This is a genomic window from Pseudomonas sp. PAMC25584 (genome assembly GCF_058135675.1).
In genome coordinates this window covers 5,380,196-5,401,121 of record NZ_CM176870.1, presented here as the reverse complement: position 1 = coordinate 5,401,121, position 20,926 = coordinate 5,380,196, and the positions used below count along the sequence as shown (strand labels likewise).

Annotated in this window: 23 protein-coding genes; 12 read left to right on the top strand and 11 right to left on the bottom strand. The window is 60.2% G+C overall.

Annotated features, from left to right (window positions below; translation table 11 throughout):
• Window positions 1–21 precede the first annotated feature (21 nt).
• Window positions 22–318 (bottom strand): DUF3077 domain-containing protein, encoded by a 297-nt coding sequence (locus ACS5Q8_RS25195; protein WP_276194991.1) that lies wholly within the window; start codon window positions 316–318, stop codon window positions 22–24.
• Between the two features lie 499 nt (window positions 319–817).
• Between ACS5Q8_RS25195 and ACS5Q8_RS25190 the strand changes: the two genes are divergently transcribed.
• The gene (locus ACS5Q8_RS25190) at window positions 818–1,156 is read left to right on the top strand and encodes a hypothetical protein (RefSeq protein ID WP_276194990.1); all 339 of its coding nucleotides are present in this window, start codon (window positions 818–820) and stop codon (window positions 1,154–1,156) included.
• A 217-nt stretch (window positions 1,157–1,373) separates the two neighbouring features.
• Complete coding sequence (locus tag ACS5Q8_RS25185) at window positions 1,374–1,646, top strand: acyl carrier protein (protein ID WP_276194989.1); 273 nt, start codon at window positions 1,374–1,376, stop codon at window positions 1,644–1,646.
• Window positions 1,647–1,747: 101 nt separating this feature from the next.
• Here the strand turns inward: ACS5Q8_RS25185 and ACS5Q8_RS25180 are convergent, their stop codons facing one another.
• The gene (locus tag ACS5Q8_RS25180) at window positions 1,748–2,209 is read right to left on the bottom strand and encodes an Lrp/AsnC family transcriptional regulator (protein ID WP_247405006.1); all 462 of its coding nucleotides are present in this window, start codon (window positions 2,207–2,209) and stop codon (window positions 1,748–1,750) included.
• A gap of 160 nt (window positions 2,210–2,369) precedes the next feature.
• On the opposite strand from ACS5Q8_RS25180, the gene yedA reads away from it, so the two are divergent.
• Window positions 2,370–3,266, top strand: a complete 897-nt coding sequence (yedA, locus tag ACS5Q8_RS25175; RefSeq protein ID WP_276194988.1) for a drug/metabolite exporter YedA — start codon at window positions 2,370–2,372, stop codon at window positions 3,264–3,266.
• A 60-nt stretch (window positions 3,267–3,326) separates the two neighbouring features.
• Window positions 3,327–4,661, top strand: a complete 1,335-nt coding sequence (gene rhlE1, locus ACS5Q8_RS25170) for an RNA helicase RhlE1 (protein WP_126588946.1) — start codon at window positions 3,327–3,329, stop codon at window positions 4,659–4,661.
• A gap of 111 nt (window positions 4,662–4,772) precedes the next feature.
• On the opposite strand, the gene ACS5Q8_RS25165 is transcribed toward rhlE1, so the two are convergent.
• Together ACS5Q8_RS25165 and ACS5Q8_RS25160 are read right to left on the bottom strand one after the other, a co-directional pair.
• On the bottom strand, window positions 4,773–6,011 hold the full coding sequence (locus ACS5Q8_RS25165; protein WP_465159542.1) for a TIGR03862 family flavoprotein: 1,239 nt from the start codon (window positions 6,009–6,011) through the stop codon (window positions 4,773–4,775).
• A gap of 171 nt (window positions 6,012–6,182) precedes the next feature.
• Window positions 6,183–7,103, bottom strand: a complete 921-nt coding sequence (locus ACS5Q8_RS25160) for a histone deacetylase family protein (RefSeq protein WP_276194985.1) — start codon at window positions 7,101–7,103, stop codon at window positions 6,183–6,185.
• A gap of 76 nt (window positions 7,104–7,179) precedes the next feature.
• Between ACS5Q8_RS25160 and ACS5Q8_RS25155 the strand changes: the two genes are divergently transcribed.
• From ACS5Q8_RS25155 to ACS5Q8_RS25145, 3 genes are read left to right on the top strand one after another with little or no spacing between them, the layout of a single operon-like run.
• The gene (locus tag ACS5Q8_RS25155; RefSeq protein ID WP_276194984.1) at window positions 7,180–7,749 is read left to right on the top strand and encodes a GNAT family N-acetyltransferase; all 570 of its coding nucleotides are present in this window, start codon (window positions 7,180–7,182) and stop codon (window positions 7,747–7,749) included.
• 38 nt (window positions 7,750–7,787) lie between these two features.
• Window positions 7,788–8,657, top strand: a complete 870-nt coding sequence (tesB, locus tag ACS5Q8_RS25150) for an acyl-CoA thioesterase II (RefSeq protein ID WP_247396622.1) — start codon at window positions 7,788–7,790, stop codon at window positions 8,655–8,657.
• Complete coding sequence (locus ACS5Q8_RS25145) at window positions 8,654–9,253, top strand: HAD family hydrolase (protein ID WP_276194983.1); 600 nt, start codon at window positions 8,654–8,656, stop codon at window positions 9,251–9,253. Before tesB ends, ACS5Q8_RS25145 begins: the two co-directional genes overlap by 4 nt.
• Window positions 9,254–9,324: 71 nt before the next feature.
• On the opposite strand, the gene ACS5Q8_RS25140 is transcribed toward ACS5Q8_RS25145, so the two are convergent.
• From ACS5Q8_RS25140 to ACS5Q8_RS25125, 4 genes are all read right to left on the bottom strand, one after another.
• Window positions 9,325–10,700 (bottom strand): IS3 family transposase gene (locus tag ACS5Q8_RS25140; RefSeq protein ID WP_465159541.1). Its coding sequence is split into 2 segments (ribosomal slippage): window positions 9,325–10,197 and window positions 10,200–10,700, totalling 1,374 coding nucleotides; the frame shifts between segments, so codons are not numbered across the junction.
• A gap of 131 nt (window positions 10,701–10,831) precedes the next feature.
• On the bottom strand, window positions 10,832–11,815 hold the full coding sequence (locus tag ACS5Q8_RS25135; protein ID WP_276194982.1) for an alpha/beta hydrolase family protein: 984 nt from the start codon (window positions 11,813–11,815) through the stop codon (window positions 10,832–10,834).
• Entirely contained in the window at window positions 11,816–12,706 is an 891-nt protein-coding gene (gene ypfJ, locus ACS5Q8_RS25130; protein ID WP_247396615.1) for a KPN_02809 family neutral zinc metallopeptidase, read from the bottom strand. It lies immediately after the preceding gene.
• Between the two features lie 44 nt (window positions 12,707–12,750).
• Window positions 12,751–13,164 carry a lipoprotein gene (locus ACS5Q8_RS25125; RefSeq protein ID WP_276194980.1) on the bottom strand — a complete coding sequence of 138 codons (414 nt, stop codon included), beginning with the start codon at window positions 13,162–13,164 and terminating at the stop codon, window positions 12,751–12,753.
• A gap of 185 nt (window positions 13,165–13,349) precedes the next feature.
• On the opposite strand from ACS5Q8_RS25125, the gene ACS5Q8_RS25120 reads away from it, so the two are divergent.
• A complete protein-coding gene (locus tag ACS5Q8_RS25120; RefSeq protein ID WP_426100586.1) occupies window positions 13,350–14,228 on the top strand; it encodes a DMT family transporter in 879 nt (292 codons plus the stop codon).
• Between the two features lies 1 nt (window position 14,229).
• Here ACS5Q8_RS25120 and ACS5Q8_RS25115 read toward each other — a convergent pair whose 3' ends face one another.
• On the bottom strand, window positions 14,230–15,564 hold the full coding sequence (locus ACS5Q8_RS25115; protein WP_321849096.1) for an MFS transporter: 1,335 nt from the start codon (window positions 15,562–15,564) through the stop codon (window positions 14,230–14,232).
• Between the two features lie 223 nt (window positions 15,565–15,787).
• Here ACS5Q8_RS25115 and quiC point away from each other — a divergent pair, with 223 nt between their 5' ends.
• Together quiC and ACS5Q8_RS25105 are read left to right on the top strand one after the other, a co-directional pair.
• Window positions 15,788–17,686, top strand: a complete 1,899-nt coding sequence (gene quiC / locus ACS5Q8_RS25110) for a 3-dehydroshikimate dehydratase QuiC (protein WP_276194977.1) — start codon at window positions 15,788–15,790, stop codon at window positions 17,684–17,686.
• A gap of 81 nt (window positions 17,687–17,767) precedes the next feature.
• The gene (locus ACS5Q8_RS25105) at window positions 17,768–18,433 is read left to right on the top strand and encodes a TetR/AcrR family transcriptional regulator (RefSeq protein ID WP_276194976.1); all 666 of its coding nucleotides are present in this window, start codon (window positions 17,768–17,770) and stop codon (window positions 18,431–18,433) included.
• Window positions 18,434–18,494: 61 nt separating this feature from the next.
• Here the strand turns inward: ACS5Q8_RS25105 and ACS5Q8_RS25100 are convergent, their stop codons facing one another.
• Both ACS5Q8_RS25100 and aroQ read right to left on the bottom strand, forming a co-directional pair.
• Window positions 18,495–19,343: a shikimate dehydrogenase gene (locus ACS5Q8_RS25100; RefSeq protein ID WP_276194975.1), complete on the bottom strand. Its 849-nt coding sequence runs from the start codon at window positions 19,341–19,343 to the stop codon at window positions 18,495–18,497.
• A gap of 5 nt (window positions 19,344–19,348) precedes the next feature.
• The gene (gene aroQ, locus ACS5Q8_RS25095; RefSeq protein WP_276194974.1) at window positions 19,349–19,789 is read right to left on the bottom strand and encodes a type II 3-dehydroquinate dehydratase; all 441 of its coding nucleotides are present in this window, start codon (window positions 19,787–19,789) and stop codon (window positions 19,349–19,351) included.
• 274 nt (window positions 19,790–20,063) lie between these two features.
• Here aroQ and ACS5Q8_RS25090 point away from each other — a divergent pair, with 274 nt between their 5' ends.
• Window positions 20,064–20,492 carry a DUF4160 domain-containing protein gene (locus ACS5Q8_RS25090; protein WP_276194973.1) on the top strand — a complete coding sequence of 143 codons (429 nt, stop codon included), beginning with the start codon at window positions 20,064–20,066 and terminating at the stop codon, window positions 20,490–20,492.
• The gene (locus tag ACS5Q8_RS25085) at window positions 20,489–20,926 is read left to right on the top strand and encodes a DUF2442 domain-containing protein (RefSeq protein WP_276194972.1); all 438 of its coding nucleotides are present in this window, start codon (window positions 20,489–20,491) and stop codon (window positions 20,924–20,926) included. The genes ACS5Q8_RS25090 and ACS5Q8_RS25085 overlap by 4 nt, the downstream gene beginning before the upstream one ends.

The following is a 20,926-nucleotide window of genomic DNA, read 5'->3' as shown; positions in this document are numbered from 1 at the left end:
AAAATGTGGGAGGGGCGGTGCCTATCGAGGCTGCACACACTCCAGCGCCCGATCCACCACGCCCTTCGCCATTTCCACCAAATGCATCACCGCCCGTTGCTGCGCGTTCATCGCCTCTCCCGGCAAGTGCGCAGTTTTCACCGCGCAATGCAGCAAGTCCGCCGCATGGGCGAGGGCATCTTCGAGGCTCAGGTTGTCATTCAGGATGAAGGTGGGCCCATCCGGGGCGGACGCTTTGAGGTAGTAGTCGATGGCGCGGCGGTTGAGTAGGGCGTCTTCGCTGAGGAAGTTGGGTGGATCGGGGGTGACTTTGACCATGGTGGAACTCCTTGCAGGAAGAAGTTGCAACCGTCCGCTTGCACGCGAATTGGGGTGGCAACTGTACGTAGGTGTGCAAGACCGGGGCAAGGAGCGAAACCCAGCAGGCCCGAAGGCCTCCCACGCACAGCCGCCATAATGGGCGAACGCCAAGCATCAAGCTGGGCATTAATAAGCTGTATGTTGATTTGTGGATTCTACTTGCCGTCGGACTTGCACGTCCGGCCACCGAACATTCGATGACTGAGCGAGACTAGCGACCTGATCCGACGGAAACAAGGCCGTGGAATTCTCTAGGAAACGTCCCGCAAATGAAAGGGATTGGTCTTGCTGGCCACTAAAACATCAGTTCTTTGTGGAGGCTTTTAGCGGTCTTCTGAAACGTCAGTAGGCTAAGCGCTACTGCTTCGTCGGACCTTTCTGGTTTTTCCCGCCAACCACCAATCGCCCTTTGCTGAAACTTACTATCCGCCTGTCATTTACGTACAGGGACTACGGCATGCAGGAAAGCGATCTTCATACAGCAATCATGCGAAGCAAGTTTGAGCTCGAAAGCAAGGGCATCGATTTCGGCTCAACTTCAAGCATGGCGTTTCATATGGGAAACACAATGACAAGCTGCCCGGCAGTCATGGCTTTGCCTAATTCGCCAGGCTGGACCCATGGCGCCAGTTATCAGTTACTCAAGCCCATTCATGCGGAATCCTCGGTGCCGAGCACTACTTTTGACGAACTCTGGAAGTGTACAAAGCAACACTACGGCTTGACGGCTGCAACGGTTCTCATTGGTGCGGCGGGCATACCGATAAGCAAAATTGCCTTGGGCACTTGGGTTTAAGTCGGCTCCAGCAAAACGACGAACCTGGCTAGCCTCATCGGAATGCGCTTCTTCCCTCGTACATTGATCAGGCAGCCAACCGTGGCCAGAATGGCGAAAGCAACATTTGGAACTGTCAGGGTATTTGGCATTATCGGGCGAGGCATTCCCTTCGTGGCTGCGGGGTTGGCTGTTTTTGATCTAATCAGTATTGGTAAGTGTGCCTACGAGGCAAGAAATGCAAAGTAATCTGACCCGAGCCGAGATCAGCGAAAAGGTCATTCAACTGTTCGTCGATATCATCGGCTTCATCGACCGCAGCCAGGTGACGGAGCAAACGGATTTCATCCATGACTTCAAGATCATCGATGACGATTTGACTTGCTTCGTCATGCAGATCAAGTGGCAATTCAAGCTGCGCGCGACGCAGGCAGATTGGGATCACATCACCACCCTCGAGCAAATTGTCGACTTGATCGTTCAGCGTTCAAATCAGCAGTGCGGCCTCTGACGCCATCGGGGGCAAGTCGAATCGTCGCACCGTCCCTCCCACATTTTGATGTGCGAATACATGCAAACTGTGGGAGGGGGCTTGCCCCCGATGACGGTAGATCAGCCACCACTTTTGCCATTCCCCTCCAACTGCCCCAACGGCACCCGCCGTTCTATCGCGCTCGATAAAATGATCGAGGTCTTGCTGAACCCGAACTTCGCTATCCGATTAATCAAACTCTCCAGCTCCGGCATCGAGCCCACCGCCGCTTGCATGATGACGCACGGGTCGCCAGTCACCCGGTGGCATTCGGTCAGTTCGGGGATTTCGGCCAGGGCGTCGTACACCTTCTGGCTGCCATGGTTGGTCAGGCGCAGTTCAATCACGCACTGGATCGGCAAACCCACTTTGGACAGGTCCACCTTGGCCTGGTAGCCGGTGATCACGCCGCTGGCTTCCAGCTTGGCCACACGTTCAGCCACGGCGGGGGCGGAGAGGTTGACCGTGCGTGCGAGTTGCGCGAAGGAGGCGCGGCCGTCTTCGAGCAGGGCACTGAGGAGCATGCGGTCGTATTTGTCCATGAAAAGGCTCCAGCGCTAAGCGGCTTTCGAAAACATGGTTTATAGCCTTCATAACCATGCTTTGAAAAGTGTATGGGCGGTTTAAACAGGTTTTGTAACTTATGTTTATGCGCCTGCCTTTTTAGAATAAGCCTCTCTTTTTTTGCCACAGAGCTGCCCAATGCCTGGCCCACGTCGCTTTCCCTTACCGTTGATCGCCGCCTTTTTTGCGTTGTACGTGATTTGGGGATCTACCTACCTGGTGATCCGGATCGGTGTGGAGTACTGGCCGCCGCTGTTGCTGGCGGGGATTCGGTTTTGTACGGCGGGTGCGCTGATGTACGCGTTTTTGCGCTGGCGCGGGGTGCCGGCGCCGACGTGGGCGCAGTGGAAGGCTGCCGGGATGATCGGGATTTTGCTGCTCACCTTCGGTAACGGTGGTGTCACGTTGGCGGAGCATGCGGGCGTGTCGTCCGGGGTCGCCGCGCTGGCCGTGGCGACCGTGCCGCTGTTCACCTTGCTGTGTGGTTACTTCTGGGGCGCGCGCAATACCCGGCTGGAATGGGCCGGGGTGATTCTGGGCATTGTCGGCATCGCCATGCTCAACATGGGCAGCACCCTGCAATCGAGCCCGATGGGCGCGGCTTTGCTGTTGTTTGCCGCCGCCTCGTGGGCATTCGGTTCGGTCTGGAGCCGGCAACTGTCGCTGCCCCAGGGCGCCATGGCCAGTGCAGCGGAAATGCTGGTGGCCGGTGTGGCGTTGTTGATTGGCAGTGCGGTGTCCGGTGAGCGCCTGCAAGCCATGCCGCCGCTGGAAGGCTGGCTGGCGCTGGCCTACCTGACGGTGTTCGGCTCGATCATCGCCTTCAACGCCTATATGTACTTGCTCAAGCACGTGCGCCCGGCGGCCGCGACCAGCTATGCGTATGTCAACCCGGCAGTGGCGGTGTTGTTGGGGATTGTGTTTGTCGGCGAGTCCATCGGTATCGAGGAGGCGTTGGCCATGTTGGTGATCATCAGCGCCGTGCTGTTGATCAGCCTGCCCCAGTGGCGAAAGCCTGGGCCGAAAATAAGGTAAACTGCCGCGCATAACGCCTTTTTACCCCCTTAGGCGCTGAATTTTCCCTACGGTAAACACATGACTTTCGCCACCCTTGGCCTGATCGAACCCTTGCAGCGCGCCCTTGAGACGCTCGGCTACCAGACTCCGACGCCGGTGCAGGCGCAAGCCATTCCGGCGGTGCTGGCCGGCCGCGACCTGATGGCCGCCGCCCAGACCGGCACTGGCAAGACCGCCGCTTTCGCCGTGCCGCTCCTGCAACTGCTGACCATGGAAGGGCCGAAAGTCGCTGCCAACTCGGCGCGTGCGCTGATTCTGTGCCCGACCCGCGAGCTGGCCGAGCAGGTTCACGCCAGCGTTGCTGAGTACGCCCAAAACCTGCCGCTCACCACCTACGCGGTGTACGGCGGCGTGAGCATCAACCCGCAGATGATGAAGCTGCGCAAAGGCGTCGACGTGCTGGTTGCCACGCCTGGCCGCCTGATCGACCTGTTTCGCCAGAACGCGCTGAAACTCAATCAACTGCAAACCCTGGTGCTCGACGAAGCCGACCGCATGCTCGACCTGGGCTTCTCCGAGGAGCTGGCGAATATTTACCGCATGCTGCCGAAAAAGCGCCAGACCCTGCTGTTCTCCGCGACCTTCTCCGATGAAATCCGCACGCTCGCCGGGCAAATGCTCAACGACCCGCTGAGCATCGAAGTCAGCCCGCGCAACGTCGCCGCCAATACCGTCAAGCAATGGGTGGTGCCGGTCGACAAGAAGCGCAAGCCGGAGCTGTTTGTCCACCTAATGCGCAAGGGCCGTTGGAAGCAGGTGCTGGTGTTCGCCAAGACCCGTAACGGCGTGGATGCACTGGTGGATAAGCTGCAGGGCTTGGGTATCAATGCCGACGGCATCCACGGCGACAAGCCTCAGGCGACCCGCCAACGTGCGCTGGACCGCTTCAAGTCAAGCGATGTGCAGATCCTGGTGGCCACCGACGTGGCGGCCCGTGGCCTGGATATCGAAGACCTGCCGCTGGTGGTCAACTTCGACCTGCCGATCGTGGCTGAGGACTACATCCACCGTATCGGCCGTACCGGCCGCGCGGGCAACACCGGTGAAGCGATTTCCCTGGTGTGTGCCGATGAAGTGAACATGCTGTCGGCCATCGAGATGCTGACCCGTCAGACCTTGACCCGGCATATGGAGCAGGATTTCGAACCGGAACACCGAGTGCCGGATACCGATGCCAGTGGGCAGGTGGTGAAGAAGCCGAAAAAGCCTAAGAAACCCAAGGCGTCCGGTGGTGGCGGTAAGCGCAACCTGGGCAAGTGGGTGGACAGTGGCGAAGTGGCGCCGGCGGAGCCGTCGATCAAGCCGGTGCGCAAAGTGCCGGTGTTCAACACCGGGCCGCGTAAGAAGAAGTGATTTTTCGGCGCGGCTGATGGCCTATCTGGAGCAAGCCCCCTCCCACAGTTTTGATCTGTGAATACATTCAAAATGTGGGAGGGGGGCTTGCCCCCGATGGCGGACTAGAGTTCACCGCAAATCTGAAGTGTTCAACCATTCCAACATGCCCCGCCCGGCGGCTCTGCCACTGGCAAAACACCCCGTCAGCAAATACCCGCCGGTCGGCGCTTCCCAATCCAGCATTTCCCCCGCGCAGAACACCCCGGGCAATTGCTTGAGCATCAACCGCTCGTCCAGCGCCTCAAACGGCACGCCCCCCGCCGTACTGATCGCTTCATCCATCGGCCGGGTTTTCGCCAGGCTCAGGGGCAATGCCTTGATATCCACAGCCAATTGCGCCGGGTCGTTGAAGTGTCCGGCGGGTGCCAGTTCGCGCAATAACGCCGCCTTGACCCCATCCAACCCCAACTGACTGTGCAAATGCTTGCTCATCGAGCGCGAACCACGCGGTTTAGCCAGCGCGGCCTGGACCTTGTCCAGCGGTTTGCTCGGCAGCAGGTCGATATGCACCGTGGCCACGCCCTCGCGATTGATCGCTTCACGAATCGGCGCCGACAGCGCGTAGATCAGGCTGCCCTCGATGCCGGTGGCGGTGATCACGCATTCGCCCAGGCGTGGCTTGTCATCACCCAGGCCAATGGCGACGTTTTTCAACGGCGCGCCAGCGAATTTGCTGACCATCAGTTCGCTCCAGGCCGACACCTCGAAGCCACAATTACTGGGCTGTAACGGCGCGCAGGGCACGCCTTTATCTTCCAGCAGTTTGAGCCAGGCGCCGTCGGAGCCCAGGCGCGACCAACTACCGCCGCCAAGGGCCAGCAGCACGGCGTCGCTGTGGATGGTTTTTTCGCCGTCCGGGCTGTGGATAAGTAAACCACCGTTCGCGCTCCAGCCCAGCCAGCGATGGCGGGTGTGGATAACCACACCGTGGTCGCGCAGGCGCTTGAGCCAGGCACGCAACAGCGGGGCGGCTTTCATATCGGTAGGAAACACCCGGCCGGAGGTGCCGACAAAGGTCTCGATGCCCAGGCCATGAATCCATTCGCACAGCGCTTGCGCGCCAAACGCGCGCAGCAATGGCGCCATCTGCGGTGCACGTTCGGCGTAGCGTGAGAGGAACGCCGGGTAAGCTTCGGAGTGGGTGATGTTCATACCGCCCACGCCGGCCAGCAGGAACTTGCGCCCCACCGAGGGCATGCCGTCGTACACGTCCACCCGCAGGCCTGCCTGGCTCAGGACTTCAGCGGCCATCAGGCCGGCAGGGCCGCCGCCGATAATAGTGACGTGTTGAGCAGGGGTGTGAGGCATGGGCAGGGCTACGGTCGCGTGAATAGGCCGAGCATTCTACCCGAGGACGCCGCAAGTTCCTGATCAAAAAACGTACAGCTTCCTACAGGCTATGCAGTTACTGGCTTTCAACGCTTTACGCTCAAGTTATCCACAGGCCGTTCCACAGGCATTGTGGGTAACGCCCACACTTCAATGACAACCTGATGACGTCCACACCCGTTGCGCGCTGTGGTGCAGGATGCCGTGGCGGCGAGCCAGGGCCGGGCGGTCTTTGCTGTAGCCGCCGCCGATCACGCCCATCACCGGAATGTCGCGGCCCAGGCAATGGCGTATCACGCTTTCATCGCGGGCGGCGAGGCCTTCATCTGTCAGCTTGAGGTAGCCAAGGGCGTCATCCTTATGCACGTCGACGCCCGCGTCGTACAGCACCAGGTCCGGCTGGTACAGCGGCAGCAGGTAGTTGAGCGCGTCGTCCACCACCTTGAGGTACTCGGCATCACCCATGCCCATGGGCAGCGGGATGTCCCAGTCGCTCTGGGCCTTGCGCGCCGGGAAGTTCTTTTCGCAGTGCAGCGACACGGTGATCGCGTCTGGCGTGTCATGGAGGATACGTGCGGTGCCGTCGCCCTGGTGGACGTCGCAGTCGAAGATCAGCACGCGGTCGACCCGGCCGCTGGCCAGCAGATATTGGCTGATCACGGCCAGGTCATTGAAGATGCAAAAGCCCGCCGGGTAGTCGTAGTGGGCGTGATGGGTGCCGCCCGCCAGGTGGCAGGCCAGGCCGTGTTCCAGTGCCTGTTCTGCCGCTAGGATCGAACCGCCCACCGCACGCACGGTACGTCGCGCCAGGGCTTCGCTCCAGGGCAGGCCGAGGCGCCGTTGGTCTTCGCGGGACAACTCGCCGCTCATGTAGCGTTCTATATACCCAGGTTCATGGGCCAGGGCCAGAATCTCTGCCGGGCACAGCGGTGGGCGCAGTAATTGGCTGTCCTGGGTCAGCCCGGTGGACACCAAGTGGTCACGCAACAGGCGGAACTTGTCCATGGGGAAGCGGTGGTCCGCCGGGAATTCGGGGCTGTAGTCATCGTGGTAGATCAATGGCAAAGGCATGGGATTTTCTGACGGGAACCTGCGACGGATCTTAACAGCGCGTTACACTCACGCACATGGCAAGGGAGGGGGACCCATGGAGCCGATACTGGAATTGGAAAGCGCACGCCTGGTGCTGCGCCAATGGCGCGATGCCGACCTGACGGAGTTTGCGCACATGTGCGCCGACCCGCAGGTGATGCGTTATTTCCCGGCCCAATTGGACCGCCTGGAAAGCGCCGCATTGATCGGCCGGATTCGTGGGCATTTCGCCGAATACGGCTTTGGCCTGTGGGCCTTGCAGCGCAAGGACAGTGGCGCATTTATCGGCCTGGCCGGGTTGCAGAATGTCAGCTTTGAAGCCGGCTTCACCCCTGCGGTGGAAATCGGCTGGCGCCTGGCTCGCGAGCATTGGGGCCTCGGGTATGCCAACGAGGCGGCATGGACTGCGTTGCGCTGTGGTTTCGACCGCTTGCAACTGGACGAAATCGTCGCCTTCACCACCCAAACCAATCTGCCATCACAAAAAGTCATGCAAGCCATCGGGATGCATTACGATCCCCAGGCAGATTTTGAACACCCCAAGGTCGCAGTTGATGACCCGCTGCGCCCGCATGTTTTGTACCGCATCACCCGCGCCCAATGGTTGGACACGCTGCACGGATAAGCAGCCCGGAATGCCCCATAGATTGTAGGAGTTGCTCTATGAGCCAAGTATTGGAAGATCTGGTGGACTTGCTGACCCTGGAGCCGATCGAGGAAAACCTCTTTCGCGGCCGCAGCCAGGACCTGGGTTTTCGCCAACTGTTCGGCGGGCAAGTGCTCGGTCAGTCGCTGTCGGCTGCCAGCCAGACCGTCGAAGCCGAGCGACACGTGCATTCCCTGCACGGTTATTTTCTGCGCCCCGGCGATGCGGCATTGCCGGTGGTGTATTCGGTGGATCGCGTGCGCGATGGCGGCAGCTTCAGCACGCGCCGGGTGACAGCGATCCAGAAGGGCCAGCCGATTTTTACCTGCAGCGCGTCGTTCCAGTACGACGAAGCCGGTTTTGAACACCAGACCAGCATGCCGGAGGTGGTCGGCCCGGAAAACCTGCCGTCGGAGTTGGAGCTGACCAAGCAGCGCGCCCACCTGATCCCCGAGCACATGCGCGACAAGTTGTTGTGCCCCAAACCGATCGAAGTGCGCCCGGTGACCGAAACAGACCCGTTTAACCCGCAGCCGTCCGACCCGGTCAAGTACGTGTGGTTCCGCGCTGACGGTGCCCTGGCCGACACGCCGGCGCTGCATAAATACCTGCTGGCCTACGCCTCGGACTTCGGCCTGCTGACCACGTCGCTGCTGCCCCATGGCAAGACCGTATGGCAGAAAGACATGCAGGTCGCCAGCCTCGACCACGCGCTGTGGTTCCACGCCGACCTGCGCGCCGACGACTGGTTGCTCTACGCCATGGACAGCCCGTGGGCCGGCAATTCCCGTGGTTTCTCCCGGGGCAGCGTGTACAACCGCGCCGGGCAACTGGTGGCCTCGGTCACCCAGGAAGGCCTGATCCGCCACCGCAAGGATTGGGCATGAGCCTGGCGGACATTAAACATTGGGTGTTCGACATGGACGGCACCCTCACGGTGGCCGTGCATGACTTTGCGGCGATTCGCGTGGCCTTGGGGATACCGCCCGAGGACGACATCCTCAGCCACCTCGCGGCGTTGCCGGCAGATGTCGCGGCGGCCAAACATGCCTGGTTGCTTGAGCATGAGCGCGAGCTGGCGCTGGGTTCGGTTGCGGCGCAAGGCGCGGTGGAACTGGTGCGGGAATTGGCCGGGCGCGGTTGTCGCCTGGGCATCCTGACCCGCAATGCGCGGGAGCTGGCGCACATCACCCTGGAAGCGATTGGCCTGGCGGACTGCTTTGCCGCCGAGGATGTGTTGGGGCGTGATGATGCGCCACCCAAGCCTGATCCGGGTGGCTTGCTCAAACTGGCGGCGGCCTGGGACGTATCGCCCAGTGCGATGGTGATGGTGGGGGATTACCGCTTTGACCTGGATTGCGGCCGCGCCGCAGGCACGCGGACCGTGTTGGTCAACTTGCCGGAGAACCCATGGCCGGAGTTGGCCGACTGGCATGCCGAGGATTGCACGGTATTGCGCCGGATGATCCAGCCCGGGCAATAGAGATCAAATGTGGGAGGGGGCTTGCCCCCGATAGCGGTGTGAAGTGCGCCCCAAAAGTTGGACAGTGATTGTTAGGCTACAGCGGACCTGGCTCTGTACGCTACAGGGCTCAGTCCGCCAAGTTTCGTTTTGATTCGCTTATGGTTGTAGTAATGGATGTATTCAGCCAGTCCAGCCTGCAACTGAGCCACACTCTCGAAGCTTTCCCGGTAGTAAAACTCTGACTTCAACGTGCCGAAGAAGCTCTCCATTGTGGCGTTGTCATAGCAGTTTCCTCTGCGTGACATGCTCTGTTCCAACCCTGCTTTTTCTAGTCGATCCCGGTACTTCGGGTATCGATAGTGCCAACCTTGATCCGAGTGCAACATGGGCTTGACGCCCTCAGGCAAGCGCTCAAGAGCTTGTTCCAGCATGTCGCCCACCAGGGCATATTGGGGGCGCGTGGCGGTTTGATAGGCCACAATTTCTCCGTTGTACAAGTCTAAAACTGGAGACAGATATAGCTTTTCGCCTGCCACTTTGAACTCGGTGACATCCGTTACCCATTTCTGATTCGGTTGCTCAGCCTCGAACTGACGAGCCAGGATGTTAGGCGATACTTCTCCCATTGGTCCTCGATACGATCTGTATTTCTTCGGTCGCACCGTACATTTCAGACTCAACTCCCCCATCAGTCGCCGCACAGTTTTACTGTTGATCAACTGTCCGTCGCTCCGCAGAGCTAAAGTCATACGGCGATAGCCGAATCGCCCCTTATGCTCGTCTTGAAGGCTCTGGATAGAGGCTTTTAGCGAAACGAACCGGTCTGCTCCGTCCATCGCCTTGAGTTGGTAGTAGTACGTGCTGCGGGCGAGCCCAGCCAGCTTGAGCAAATGGTCCAAGGGGAAGCTGTGCCTCAACTCAGAGACTAATTGGGCTTTTTCTTCGCTTCTTTCTCGCGCCTCATCACTGCCTCGCCTAACTCCCCAAGCTTTTTTAGGTAGGCGTTCTCCATGCGCAAATACTGGAGTTCATCAAGTAAAGCCTTGTGAGCACGTTCTTGGTCGGTGAGTGGAATGGCCGTTTTTCGAGGTTTAGCAGGTAGCTTGGACATAGCGGTATTCGATCCTTTTTCCCCTGAGGCCAGGGCTTCAATACCGCCACTGTAATACTGCTGCTGCCATCTGCCCACTTGGGTAGAGTCACCCAGATTGAAGAGTGCCGCTGCGCGGCGAAAAGAAAGGGAGTCACGCCACATGCGTTGCAGAACGGAGAACTTGAACAAAGCACTGTAACGTCCACCGGTACTACTCAGACTGGCCTCACCGTGCAGCCGGTAAGCTTCCACCCAACGGCGAAGTAAAGTGGGGTCCATATGAAATCGAGCAGCAATATGGCGAAAGCCTCGGCCTCGTTCCAGGAAGGCGGTAATGGCGGAAAGCTTGAACTGCGTTGTGTACTTGCTCATGAAAAAGCCCCAGGAGTTGGATGGGTGTCCAACTTCTGGGGCGCACTTCAGTCTGTCAGTTAAAAATTGGCTGACTGTTACACCGCAATCGGGGGCAAGCCCCCTCCCACATGTTGAGCCGGTTTCTTCAGTTAATACCGGGAAAACAGTACGTTCTGGCCCTCGGGCGAGGTAAACATCCCATCCCCGTTATGCCCAACCCCCGGCACTTCCACCAGCTTCTGGGTCAGTTGCGGATGGCGTTGCTTGAGGCTGTCAAAATAGTTGTGCCCACGAATCAGGCGATACGCGCCCTGGGTCTCGGCTTCACAGCTTTTATCCAGCGCGGGGTGGTTCGGGTCGGTGTCCTGCTGGCCGAGCAGGTAGGTGATGTCACGCGACACATAGGCCTGCTCCAGTTGCTCGGCGCTTTGCCCCTTGGCATAGGCGGGCAGGTGCTGCATGCCGTACTTCCAGTCATTGAAGCCAGGGCAGTCGGCGACCTTGAATGGCACCGGCCGCTGCGGGCTGAAGTAGGCGTAGGACGACGGGTTGGCCACCACAAAACGCAGGCTGATGCCCGCGGTTTGCAGGGTCGGATGGTCGTGGCCGGTAAGGGCGAAGCGTTGCACCACCTGGCCACCGCCGGAATGGCCGGCCACCACAATCGCTCTCAGCGCCGGAAATAGCGTGCGGTTACCCAGGTGCTTGATGATCTGGTCGAGTGCACCGAAGGAGCTGACAGCGCCCGGCTCCACTGAGGGCTCGCCGGCCATCCAGTCATTGCCCTTCCAGCGCAGAAGTTGCTTGTCCAGGTGATTGCGTTTCACATCGGACTGATTCAGAAACTGCGGCGCGATCACCAGCGTCGTGCCGCCAACCCCTGCCTGCTCGGCGGCGTCTTCACCGCTCTGCAGGTAGGTTTGTGCGTTGCGCAGGCGACCATGCACGATGATCAACGCACGCGTGACGTTGGGCAGCGGTTTACCCCAATCCTGGCTCAAGCCGAGGCTGAGGTCGCCGGCATCCAGGTGAAAGCGCTCGGGACTGACCACCTTGACCCCGTGCTCGGCGGCCCAGGCGGGGGCGCAACAGGTGACCAACAAACCCAGCAGCATGCCCAATCGCGTATTCATCTAAAGACTCTTGGCCGTAAAGGTGTCGCATTGAGTGATCTGGCCTTGGGCAAAGCCGGTCTTGAACCAGCGCACCCGCTGCGCCGAGGTGCCGTGGGTAAACGAGTCCGGCACGACGCGGCCCTGGCCCTGTTGCTGCAAACGGTCATCGCCAATCGCGTTGGCCGCATTCAGCGCTTCTTCAATATCGCCGGGCTCCAGCCAGTTCAGGCGTTTTTGCGCACGATAGGCCCACACCCCGGCAAAGCAGTCGGCTTGCAGCTCCTGGCGCACCAGCAGGCCGCCGTCGCCTTGCATTTGCCGGCCTTGCTGGCGCGCAGCCTGGATCTTCGACGAGATGCCGAGCAAGGTCTGCACGTGGTGCCCGACTTCGTGGGCGATCACGTAGGCCTGGGCAAAATCGCCAGCGGCCTTGAACCGTTGTGACATTTCCCGGAAGAAATCCAGGTCCAGGTACACCTGCTGATCCGCCGGGCAATAGAACGGGCCGCTGGCGGAAGTGGCGCCACCGCAGGCGGAATTGACCCGGCCGCGGAACAGAATCAGTTGCGGGTTCTTGTAGGCCAAGCCGTTTTCCTTGAACACCTGGCCCCAGGTGTCTTCGGTATCGCCCAATACCGCGCGGACAAAGTCGACTTGCTCGTCATTGGCCGGCGGCGCCTGGCGCGATGGAGTGCTCACCGAGGGCGCCTGGTCCATCTGGCCGGTCAATTGGCCGAGGATCTGCAGCGGGTCCTGGCCGGTCAGCCAGCCGATGCCGACGATCAACACAATCGCGGTCAAGCTCAGGCCCTTGCCGCCGCCAAAGCGCATACCACCGCCACCGCCGCCGCCACTGTCATCGCGGGCATCCACCACGTTGTCGCTGCGTCGGCCTTTTTTCCATAGCATGGGGCAATCCTCGAAGTGCTAACCGTGATTGATTATGGTCGTGATTAACGGCAATAGCCTTCGCCGGTAGCAACAATCAAGCAGTCCTTTTTATCCGCCAGCCATTTCAATCCGGTCGCCGCACCGTCACCGGCGCGCAGCCGTTGCGGGCCGTCCGGGCGGGTGAACGCGATGCCGTCTTCAGTCGTTTCACCTTTAAAGGTGCCGGCGGCGTCGGCGTCGAGGCCGTACTGCATGGTCAGAAGGTAGTGGCCACGGCCGATGCTGTCGTCCTTGGCGATGGTCAGGTGCAGGCCTTCGACGCCGATCCATTTACCGACCCAGTTGTCGGTGGGCGGGGTTTGCGGCACCAGGGTCGCTTGCACGGAAGGCGGCGCCGGTTTGGCCGGTGCCTTGGACTCTTGGTTGCACGCGGCGAGCAGGGCAAGGGCAGACAGAAGAAAGACAGTTTTTTTCATAGCGGCAAGGCCTTGGTTAAAAAGTGTGCAACGCAGGGGCGAACGTGCAGCGTTGGACTCGATTGCAGTGATTTAGTGCGCTGTTCGCACGGTGTTTGGTTATGCTCTTGGGGCAGACGCATGCCCGGCTGCTAGATTACCGGGTTGAGTACCACCGCGTTCAGCCCGCCACGCAAGAGAATTCAATGACTGTCAGCACCCCCCTTTCCGGCGTCAACCATCCCTTCAAAGGCATTCTGCTGATTGTGGTGGCGACTTTTCTGTTCTCCAGCCACGACGCCTTGTCCAAATTCCTGGCCGGGTTCTACCCGATCGTGATGGTGGTGTGGGCGCGTTACCTGGTGCATACCTTGTTGATGGCCGGGATTTTCCTGCCGCAATCAGGCTTGCGTGTGCTGCGCAGCAAGCGGCCGGGGATGCAGGCAGTGCGGGCCTTGTGCCTGTTGGGCACCAGCCTGTTTTTTACCGCTGCGCTGCATTACATCCCGCTGGCGGAAGCCACGGCGGTGAACTTCCTCGCGCCGATCCTGGTAACGGCGCTGTCGGTGCCCCTGCTCGGTGAGCATGTCACGCGTGGCCAATGGCTGGCGGTGATCTGCGGGTTTGTCGGGGTGCTGGTGATCATCCACCCAGGCGGTGAATTGTTCACCCCTGCGGTGCTGCTGCCGCTGTGCTCGGCATTGTTCTTCTGCTTCTACCAACTGCTCACGCGCATCCTCAGCCAATACGACACGCCCACCACCAGTAACTTCTTCGCCGGCCTGTGCAATACCTTGGTGATGAGTGCGATGGTGCCGTTCTTCTGGCAAGTGCCGACCCTGTGGCACGGCGTATTGATGCTGGCGTTGGGCACCTGTGGGATGACCGCGCACTTGATGCTGACCCAGGCCTTCCGCTTTGCGGCGCCGGCCTTGCTGGCGCCGTTCGGCTATTGCCAGATCGTGTTCGCGGGGGTGTTGGGCTGGCTGGTGTTTGCGCATACCCCCGACTTGACCACGGTGGTCGGCATCGGGGTGATCTGCATGAGCGGGTTGGCCGCTGCCTGGCAGCAGCGGCGGCGCTGAATCAGGCGTCGACTGTAGGAATCTTGCGCGGCGCCATGAAGTACATCCAGGTCAGCGCGATGAAGTACATCGCCGGGATCAGGGTGAACAGCACGGTGTAGTTGTTGTTCGTCACGGTCAGGATGTGGCCGACGATCTGGGTCATGAACATGCCGCCGATGGCCGCGCACATGCCGCCGAAGCCAAACACCGTGCTCATCATGTGCTTGGGCGTGTAGTCCATCACCAGGCTCCAGATGTTGGCGGTCCAGGCCTGATGCGCACCAATCGCCAGGGAGATGGCGAACACCGCGACCCACAACTGGCTGGAACCGGCGGCCAAGATCACGCCGACGATGCAGCAGGCAAACAGCAGCATCGACAGCAGCCGCGCCTTGATCGGGTTCAACCCGCGGCCGATCAGGAACGACGACAGAATCCCACCCCCCACACTGCCGAAGTCGGCGGTCAGGTAAATGATGATCAGCGGGATACCCATCTGGGTCACGTTGATGCCCAGGTTGTATTGCTGGTTCAAGAACGGCGGTAGCCAATACAGGTAGAACCAGAACACCGGTGCGGTCAGCGAGTAGGCGATGGCGAAGGCCCAAGTGCCGCGCATGCGCAGGATACGGCTGAAGGGGACGCGGGGCTGTTCCGGTTCGACTTCCCGTTGCACGTAGTCCAATTCGGATTGCTTAACGGTTGGATGGTCTTCCGGGTTGTAGTACTTCAAGCCCCAGAACAGCAGCCAGATCCCACCGAGTGCCGACATGCACAGGAACGCCGCTTGCCAGCCCCACACATGCAGGATCAACGGCAGCAGCATCGGCGTCATCATCGCGCCGACGTTGGTGCCGGCGTTGAAGATGCCGGTGGCCACTGCGCGTTCGCCGGCAGGGAACCACAGGCGGGTGGTCTTGACGCAGGCCGGGTAGTTGGCGGCTTCGGTCAGCCCGAGGATAAAGCGGCAGACCATAAAGCCGACGGCCGAGGTGGCCAGGCCGTGGGCGCCGGTGGCCACGCTCCACAGCAGCACCGCGCAGAAGAACACGCGCTTGACACCCACGCGGTCGATCAGCCGGCCTTGCAGCACAAAGCCAATCGCATAGCCGACCTGGAACCAGAAGTTGATGTTGGCGTAGTCCATCGCCGTCCAGCTCATTTCTTTGGCAAGGATCGGTTGCATCACGCCCAGGGCGGCGCGGTCGATGTAGTTGAGCGTGGTGGCGAAGAACACCAGGGCCAGCATGCCCCAGCGGGTTTTGCCGACGGCCAGTGCGCCGCGAATCTTGTCGCCGATGCCGGCATGCGGGTTGGCCGGGCGCGCAGCCAGGACGGAGTTTTGCGAAGGCATGAGGTTTTACCCGTTTTTTGGAATTTTTAGGGTGTGTTCTGGGTTTTATTTTGGACGTTGCTACAGGAACGATGGTGCGCAGTGGCTAAAAAATCGTCAATTCGCCGATGGCCATTGTGTTCGATAATCGCCCTAAAAACTAACTGGTTCGTACATTTGAATTGCTGTGTGTAGGCTGGGGGCGAATAATTTACTGTAAATAACAACTGCCGGGAGTCGCCCCATGCAACGTTCCATCGCCACTGTTTCCTTGAGCGGCACCCTGCCAGAAAAGCTCGAAGCCATTGCCGCCGCCGGGTTTGATGGGGTTGAGATCTTCGAGAACGACCTATTGTATTACGATGGCAGCCCACGGGAAGTCAGGCAAATATGCACTGACTTGGGCCTAGCCATCACCTTGTTTCAGCCGTTCCGCGACTTTGAAGGCTGCCGCCGCGACCGCCTGGCACGTAACCTGGAGCGCGCTGAGCGTAAGTTCGACCTGATGCAGGAGCTGGGCACCGACCTGGTGCTGGTGTGCAGCAATGCCTCGGCCGATTGCGTGGGCGATGAACGTATTTTGCTCGATGACCTCAGCCTGCTCGCCGAACACGCTGGCCGCCGTGGCGTGCGCATCGGCTATGAAGCGCTGGCCTGGGGCAAGCATGTGAACACCTGGCAGCAGGTGTGGAACCTGGTGCGCCAGGTCGATCACCCGAGCCTTGGGGTGTTGCTCGACAGCTTCCATACCCTGTCGCTCAAGGGCGACCCGAGTGCTATCGCCGAGATTCCCGGCGACAAGATCTTCTTTGTGCAAATGGCCGACGCACCGATCCTGGCCATGGATGTGCTGGAGTGGAGCCGTCACTTCCGCTGCTTCCCCGGCCAGGGTGAATTCGACCTGGCGGGCTTTCTCGCGCCGATCATCAAGAGCGGTTATACCGGGCCGTTGTCCCTGGAGATCTTCAACGACGGCTTCCGCGCCGCACCAACCCGAGCCAACGCGGCGGATGGCTTGCGCTCGCTGCTCTACCTGGAAGAGAAAACCCGCCAGCGCCTGGCGCATGAACAGCCTGCCGTGCCGGTGGAGATCCTCTTCGACACCCCGCCCGCCAGCGAATACGACGGAATTGAATTCCTTGAATTTGCCGTGGATGAAAACCTCGGCGCCAAACTGACGCAATGGCTGGAGCGCCTGGGCTTCGTCAAGGTCGGTCAGCATCGTTCCAAGAGCGTCAGCCTGTTGCGCCAGGGTGATATCAACCTGATCCTCAACTGCGAACCGTATTCCTTCGCCCACAACTTTTTCGAGGCCCACGGGCCGTCGTTGTGTGCCACGGCGATGCGGGTCAAGGACAGCGCCAAGGCCCTGCAGCGGGCGGTGGCCTACAAGGGCCAGCCTTATCGTGGCCTGGTCGGGCCGAATGAGCTGGAATTGGCGGCGGTGCGCGCGCCGGACGGCAGCCTGATTTATTTGGTGGACCCAAGCGAAGGCGTATACGACACCGATTTCAATCTGCAACCGAGCGCTGCCTCCAGCGGCGGGCTTTTGCGCATTGACCACATGGCGATGGCCTTGCCCGCCGACAGCCTCGACAGCTGGGTGCTGTTCTACAAGAGCCTGCTGGATTTCGAAGCCGATGACGAAGTGGTGCTGCCTGATCCGTATGGCCTGGTGAAAAGCCGTGCGCTGCGTAGCCGCTGCAGCTCGATTCGCCTGCCGCTGAATATTTCCGAGAACCGCAACACCGCGATTTCCCACGCGCTGTCGAGCTATCGAGGCTCGGGCGTGCATCACATTGCCTTCGACTGCGCGGATATTTTCGCCGAGGTGCGCCGGGCCAAGGAGGCGGGCGTGCCGTTGCTGGATATCCCGCTCAACTACTATGACGACCTGGCGGCGCGCTTTGATTTCGACGATGAGTTCCTCAGCGAGCTGGCGTACTACAACGTGCTGTACGACCGCGACGCCCAGGGCGGTGAGTTGTTTCATGTGTACACCGAGCCGTTCGAGGGGCGTTTTTTCTTCGAGATCATCCAGCGCAAGAATGGCTATGCCGGCTACGGCGCGGCCAACGTGGCGGTGCGCCTGGCGGCGATGGCCAAGTCGCGCAGCGGTGCGGTACGCCAGGCACGGTTATGACAGCGGGCCTGGTGCTTCCTTCGGGGAACGCTGCGGCCCATAATCGCGGCCTGCACAATAAAAACCGGCCGTGAGCGCACCATGACCTTAACTCCCGATCTCTCCGCAGTGTCAGACGCACCGCGCAAGAGTCGTAAGAACAACCCGGAAAAGACCCGCGAAAACATACTGCAAGAAGCCATTGTCGAGTTTGTTCAGCAGGGTCTCTCCGGCGCTCGCGTGGATGCGATCGCCGAGCGTATCCACACCTCGAAACGCATGATCTATTACTACTTCGGCAGCAAGGAGCAGTTGTACGTCGAGGTGCTGGAGAAGCTCTACGGCGATATCCGCAACACTGAAACACGCATGAACCTCACGGCCCTGGAACCGCGCGAAGCGATCCTTCGGCTGGTGGAGTTCACCTTCGATCACCACGACCGGAACGTGGATTTCGTGCGCATCGTCAGCATCGAAAATATCCACAATGCCGAGTACGTGAAGCGCTCCGATTCGATCAAGGCGATGAACAGCAACATTCTGGATGCGTTGGGCACGACCTTGCGTCGTGGCGCCGAGATGGGGCTGTTCCGTGCGGGGCTGGTGCCGCTGGACGTTCACCTGCTGATCAACTCGTTCTGTTTTTACCGCGTATCCAACCGCCATACGTTCAGTGAGATTTTTCAGACGGACCTGTCGGATGAGGCGGTTAAACAGCGGCATCGCGAGATGATTTGTGAGTCGGTGTTGCGTTACCTGCAGGCCTGAGGCTGGCGCGGGCTCAATGTGGGAGGGGGCTTGCTCCCACATTTGGATTCGGTTTCGGCCGTCAGGTATTCATGCTCTGGAAGTGCGCCAGCATCCGGTGTGCGTCCGGCACCAGGCCACTGAATAATTCAAACGCTTTCACCGCCTGAAATACCGCCATGTTGCCGCCATTCAGGGTGCGACAACCCAAGGCGTGGGCGTTACGCAGCAGTTCGGTTTCCAGGGGGAAATACACGATTTCCGCGACCCACAGTTCAGCGCGTAACAGCGCGGCGGGCACCGGCGTGCCCGGCAGCTTGGCCATGCCCATCGGCGTGGTGTTCACCAGGCCGTCGGCCTCGGCCATGGCGTTTTCCAGATCGTTGCCAACCTGGGCGCGCCCGTTACCGAAACGCCGGGCGAGGTTATCCACCAGGTCGCGGGCGCGGCTGGCGTCCACGTCGAAAATGCTCAAGCGTTCAACGCCCTCTGCCAGCAGCGCATGAGCCACAGCCGCGCCGGCACCCCCGGCGCCCATCTGCACCACGCGTTGGCGTGCCACGTCATTCAGGTTACGGCGAAAGCCTTCGGCAAACCCCAGGCAGTCAGTGTTATGGCCGATGCGTTTGCCCTCCTTGAACACCACAGTGTTGACCGCGCCAATGCCCCGGGCCTCGTCGGACAATTCATCGAGTAAAGGCAGGATCGCCTGCTTGCACGGGTAAGTAATGTTCAACCCGGTGAAGTTCATCTGCTCGGCAGCCTTCAGGAGGTCGGGCAGGGCATTGATGTCCAGGTGCAGCGGTTCCAGGTCGATCAGGCGATACAAGTAGCGCAGGCCTTGGGCGTCACCTTCCTGTTCATGCAGGGCGGGCGTGCGCGAGGCCTGGATGCCGGCGCCGATCAGGCCGGCGAGGATGCGCGGTTTCATCGGGCTCATCCTTTCACCGTGTGGCTGAAATGTTCCAGGGCCAGGTGATAGCCGTGGCTGCCAAACCCGGCGAGTACCGCCTTGGCGATGGGCGACACAAACGAGTGATGACGAAACGCCTCGCGCGCATGCACGTTGGATAAATGCACCTCGATCACCGGCACTTCACTGGCCACCAGCGCATCGCGAATCGCCACCGAGGTGTGGGTCCAGGCCGCCGGGTTGATCACGATACCGGCGCAACGGGCGCGGGCACCGTGGATCCAGTCGAGCAACTCGCCTTCATGGTTGGTCTGGCGGAACTCGATCCTCAGCCCCAGTTGTTCCGCGCTGCGGCCGCACAGGGCAGCGACGTCGGCCAGGGTTTCATGCCCGTAGGTGGCAGGTTCGCGGGTACCGAGCAGGTTGAGGTTGGGGCCGTTGAGCACCAGCACGATGGGCTGCATAAGGGGATCTCCACAGTTATTATTCGTTGTGGGGATAAAATGTACTGAATGGTTAATTTGGTCAATCGATGGCGGTAGATGTGTTCGATTATCGAACCGTTAATCAGTGAGACCGGGCATTTCCAGGCGCCGCCATGAGTAGTTACAAGACCGCATTCGACGGTTTGCCCGTCGTTACTACGCTGTGAAAAAACGCCCTGATCAAGGAGCCGGTTGTCGGGTGACGCTTGGAAAAGTGTTACACGGCGGAAAATAACCTAACGGATGGGTTACGATGAAAGTAGGCACTTACAAAGGACATGTGATTTCGGTGTTTCTCAGGGATGAGCATTGCCCGCCTCACGTACATGTCAGGGGAAAGCAATGGGATGCGCGCTTTCGCTTCAGCTTTCTGGATGGGCGAGTGGCGCTTTGGGATGTAGACCCCGAACGGCGGCGGCCACCCCGTGGGATTCTGGAAGGCATACGCCAGACGTTAATGCAGCGGCACGTCTTGGCTCATGTACGAAGGATCTGGTGGGAAAAACTGCAAACGGTTTGCCTGGAGAACCATTCCTGGGATTGGGACGCCGATGAGGTGGTGCCGGGGTTGGTCATTCGGCGTGGTGTGTATGTGATTGCAAACGCCCGGCACGATGTGGCGAGGCAGCGAACCCTTTTGAGTCTGGTCAGGGCGCCAGATAGTGTGGAGATTGATCTATGAAAATCGTAAAAGCCAAAACCTTGCCCGATGTACCGATCACTGAGGCCGATATCGATAAGGCCATCGTGCGGGGGCGCAAACTGAAGCGTTTGTACGCCAATGCTTGCTCGGTGCGTTACGAGGACGACTGCCTCTCCATCGGCTTCAGCGACGGCAGTCGCATCCTGTTACCGGTGGTCGGTCTCCCGGAGTTCGAAGGGTTTTCCGCGCAGGACTTCCAGCAACTGGAGGTCGGTTTTGGCGGCAAGGCGCTGTGCTGTGAAGCCCGCGACCTGCATGTTTCCATCACCGGCCTGATTGCGACCAGCCAACCCTTGATGGAGTTGGCCGTGAGCCTGGTGGCGTCGCATAACGGCCGTAAAAGCAGCGCGGCCAAATCCGCCGCCGCCCGAGCCAATGGCAAGAAGGGCGGTCGACCACGCAAGGAACCGTGA

What these genes read in the sequence shown, in the direction of transcription:
- ACS5Q8_RS25105 (WP_276194976.1), top strand. Translation starts at nt 17,768, where the DNA reads ATGACCTTAACTCCCGATCTCTCCGCAGTGTCAGACGCACCGCGCAAG.
- ACS5Q8_RS25135 (WP_276194982.1), bottom strand. Translation starts at nt 11,815, where the DNA reads ATGAATACGCGATTGGGCATGCTGCTGGGTTTGTTGGTCACCTGTTGC.
- ACS5Q8_RS25085 (WP_276194972.1), top strand. Translation starts at nt 20,489, where the DNA reads ATGAAAATCGTAAAAGCCAAAACCTTGCCCGATGTACCGATCACTGAG.
- ACS5Q8_RS25195 (WP_276194991.1), bottom strand. Translation starts at nt 318, where the DNA reads ATGGTCAAAGTCACCCCCGATCCACCCAACTTCCTCAGCGAAGACGCC.
- ypfJ (WP_247396615.1), bottom strand. Translation starts at nt 12,706, where the DNA reads ATGCTATGGAAAAAAGGCCGACGCAGCGACAACGTGGTGGATGCCCGC.
- ACS5Q8_RS25090 (WP_276194973.1), top strand. Translation starts at nt 20,064, where the DNA reads ATGAAAGTAGGCACTTACAAAGGACATGTGATTTCGGTGTTTCTCAGG.
- tesB (WP_247396622.1), top strand. Translation starts at nt 7,788, where the DNA reads ATGAGCCAAGTATTGGAAGATCTGGTGGACTTGCTGACCCTGGAGCCG.
- ACS5Q8_RS25165 (WP_465159542.1), bottom strand. Translation starts at nt 6,011, where the DNA reads ATGCCTCACACCCCTGCTCAACACGTCACTATTATCGGCGGCGGCCCT.
- ACS5Q8_RS25145 (WP_276194983.1), top strand. Translation starts at nt 8,654, where the DNA reads ATGAGCCTGGCGGACATTAAACATTGGGTGTTCGACATGGACGGCACC.
- ACS5Q8_RS25155 (WP_276194984.1), top strand. Translation starts at nt 7,180, where the DNA reads ATGGAGCCGATACTGGAATTGGAAAGCGCACGCCTGGTGCTGCGCCAA.
- ACS5Q8_RS25180 (WP_247405006.1), bottom strand. Translation starts at nt 2,209, where the DNA reads ATGGACAAATACGACCGCATGCTCCTCAGTGCCCTGCTCGAAGACGGC.
- ACS5Q8_RS25160 (WP_276194985.1), bottom strand. Translation starts at nt 7,103, where the DNA reads ATGCCTTTGCCATTGATCTACCACGATGACTACAGCCCCGAATTCCCG.
- ACS5Q8_RS25125 (WP_276194980.1), bottom strand. Translation starts at nt 13,164, where the DNA reads ATGAAAAAAACTGTCTTTCTTCTGTCTGCCCTTGCCCTGCTCGCCGCG.
- ACS5Q8_RS25120 (WP_426100586.1), top strand. Translation starts at nt 13,350, where the DNA reads ATGACTGTCAGCACCCCCCTTTCCGGCGTCAACCATCCCTTCAAAGGC.
- ACS5Q8_RS25100 (WP_276194975.1), bottom strand. Translation starts at nt 19,343, where the DNA reads ATGAAACCGCGCATCCTCGCCGGCCTGATCGGCGCCGGCATCCAGGCC.
- yedA (WP_276194988.1), top strand. Translation starts at nt 2,370, where the DNA reads ATGCCTGGCCCACGTCGCTTTCCCTTACCGTTGATCGCCGCCTTTTTT.
- ACS5Q8_RS25115 (WP_321849096.1), bottom strand. Translation starts at nt 15,564, where the DNA reads ATGCCTTCGCAAAACTCCGTCCTGGCTGCGCGCCCGGCCAACCCGCAT.
- quiC (WP_276194977.1), top strand. Translation starts at nt 15,788, where the DNA reads ATGCAACGTTCCATCGCCACTGTTTCCTTGAGCGGCACCCTGCCAGAA.
- ACS5Q8_RS25185 (WP_276194989.1), top strand. Translation starts at nt 1,374, where the DNA reads ATGCAAAGTAATCTGACCCGAGCCGAGATCAGCGAAAAGGTCATTCAA.
- rhlE1 (WP_126588946.1), top strand. Translation starts at nt 3,327, where the DNA reads ATGACTTTCGCCACCCTTGGCCTGATCGAACCCTTGCAGCGCGCCCTT.
- aroQ (WP_276194974.1), bottom strand. Translation starts at nt 19,789, where the DNA reads ATGCAGCCCATCGTGCTGGTGCTCAACGGCCCCAACCTCAACCTGCTC.
- ACS5Q8_RS25190 (WP_276194990.1), top strand. Translation starts at nt 818, where the DNA reads ATGCAGGAAAGCGATCTTCATACAGCAATCATGCGAAGCAAGTTTGAG.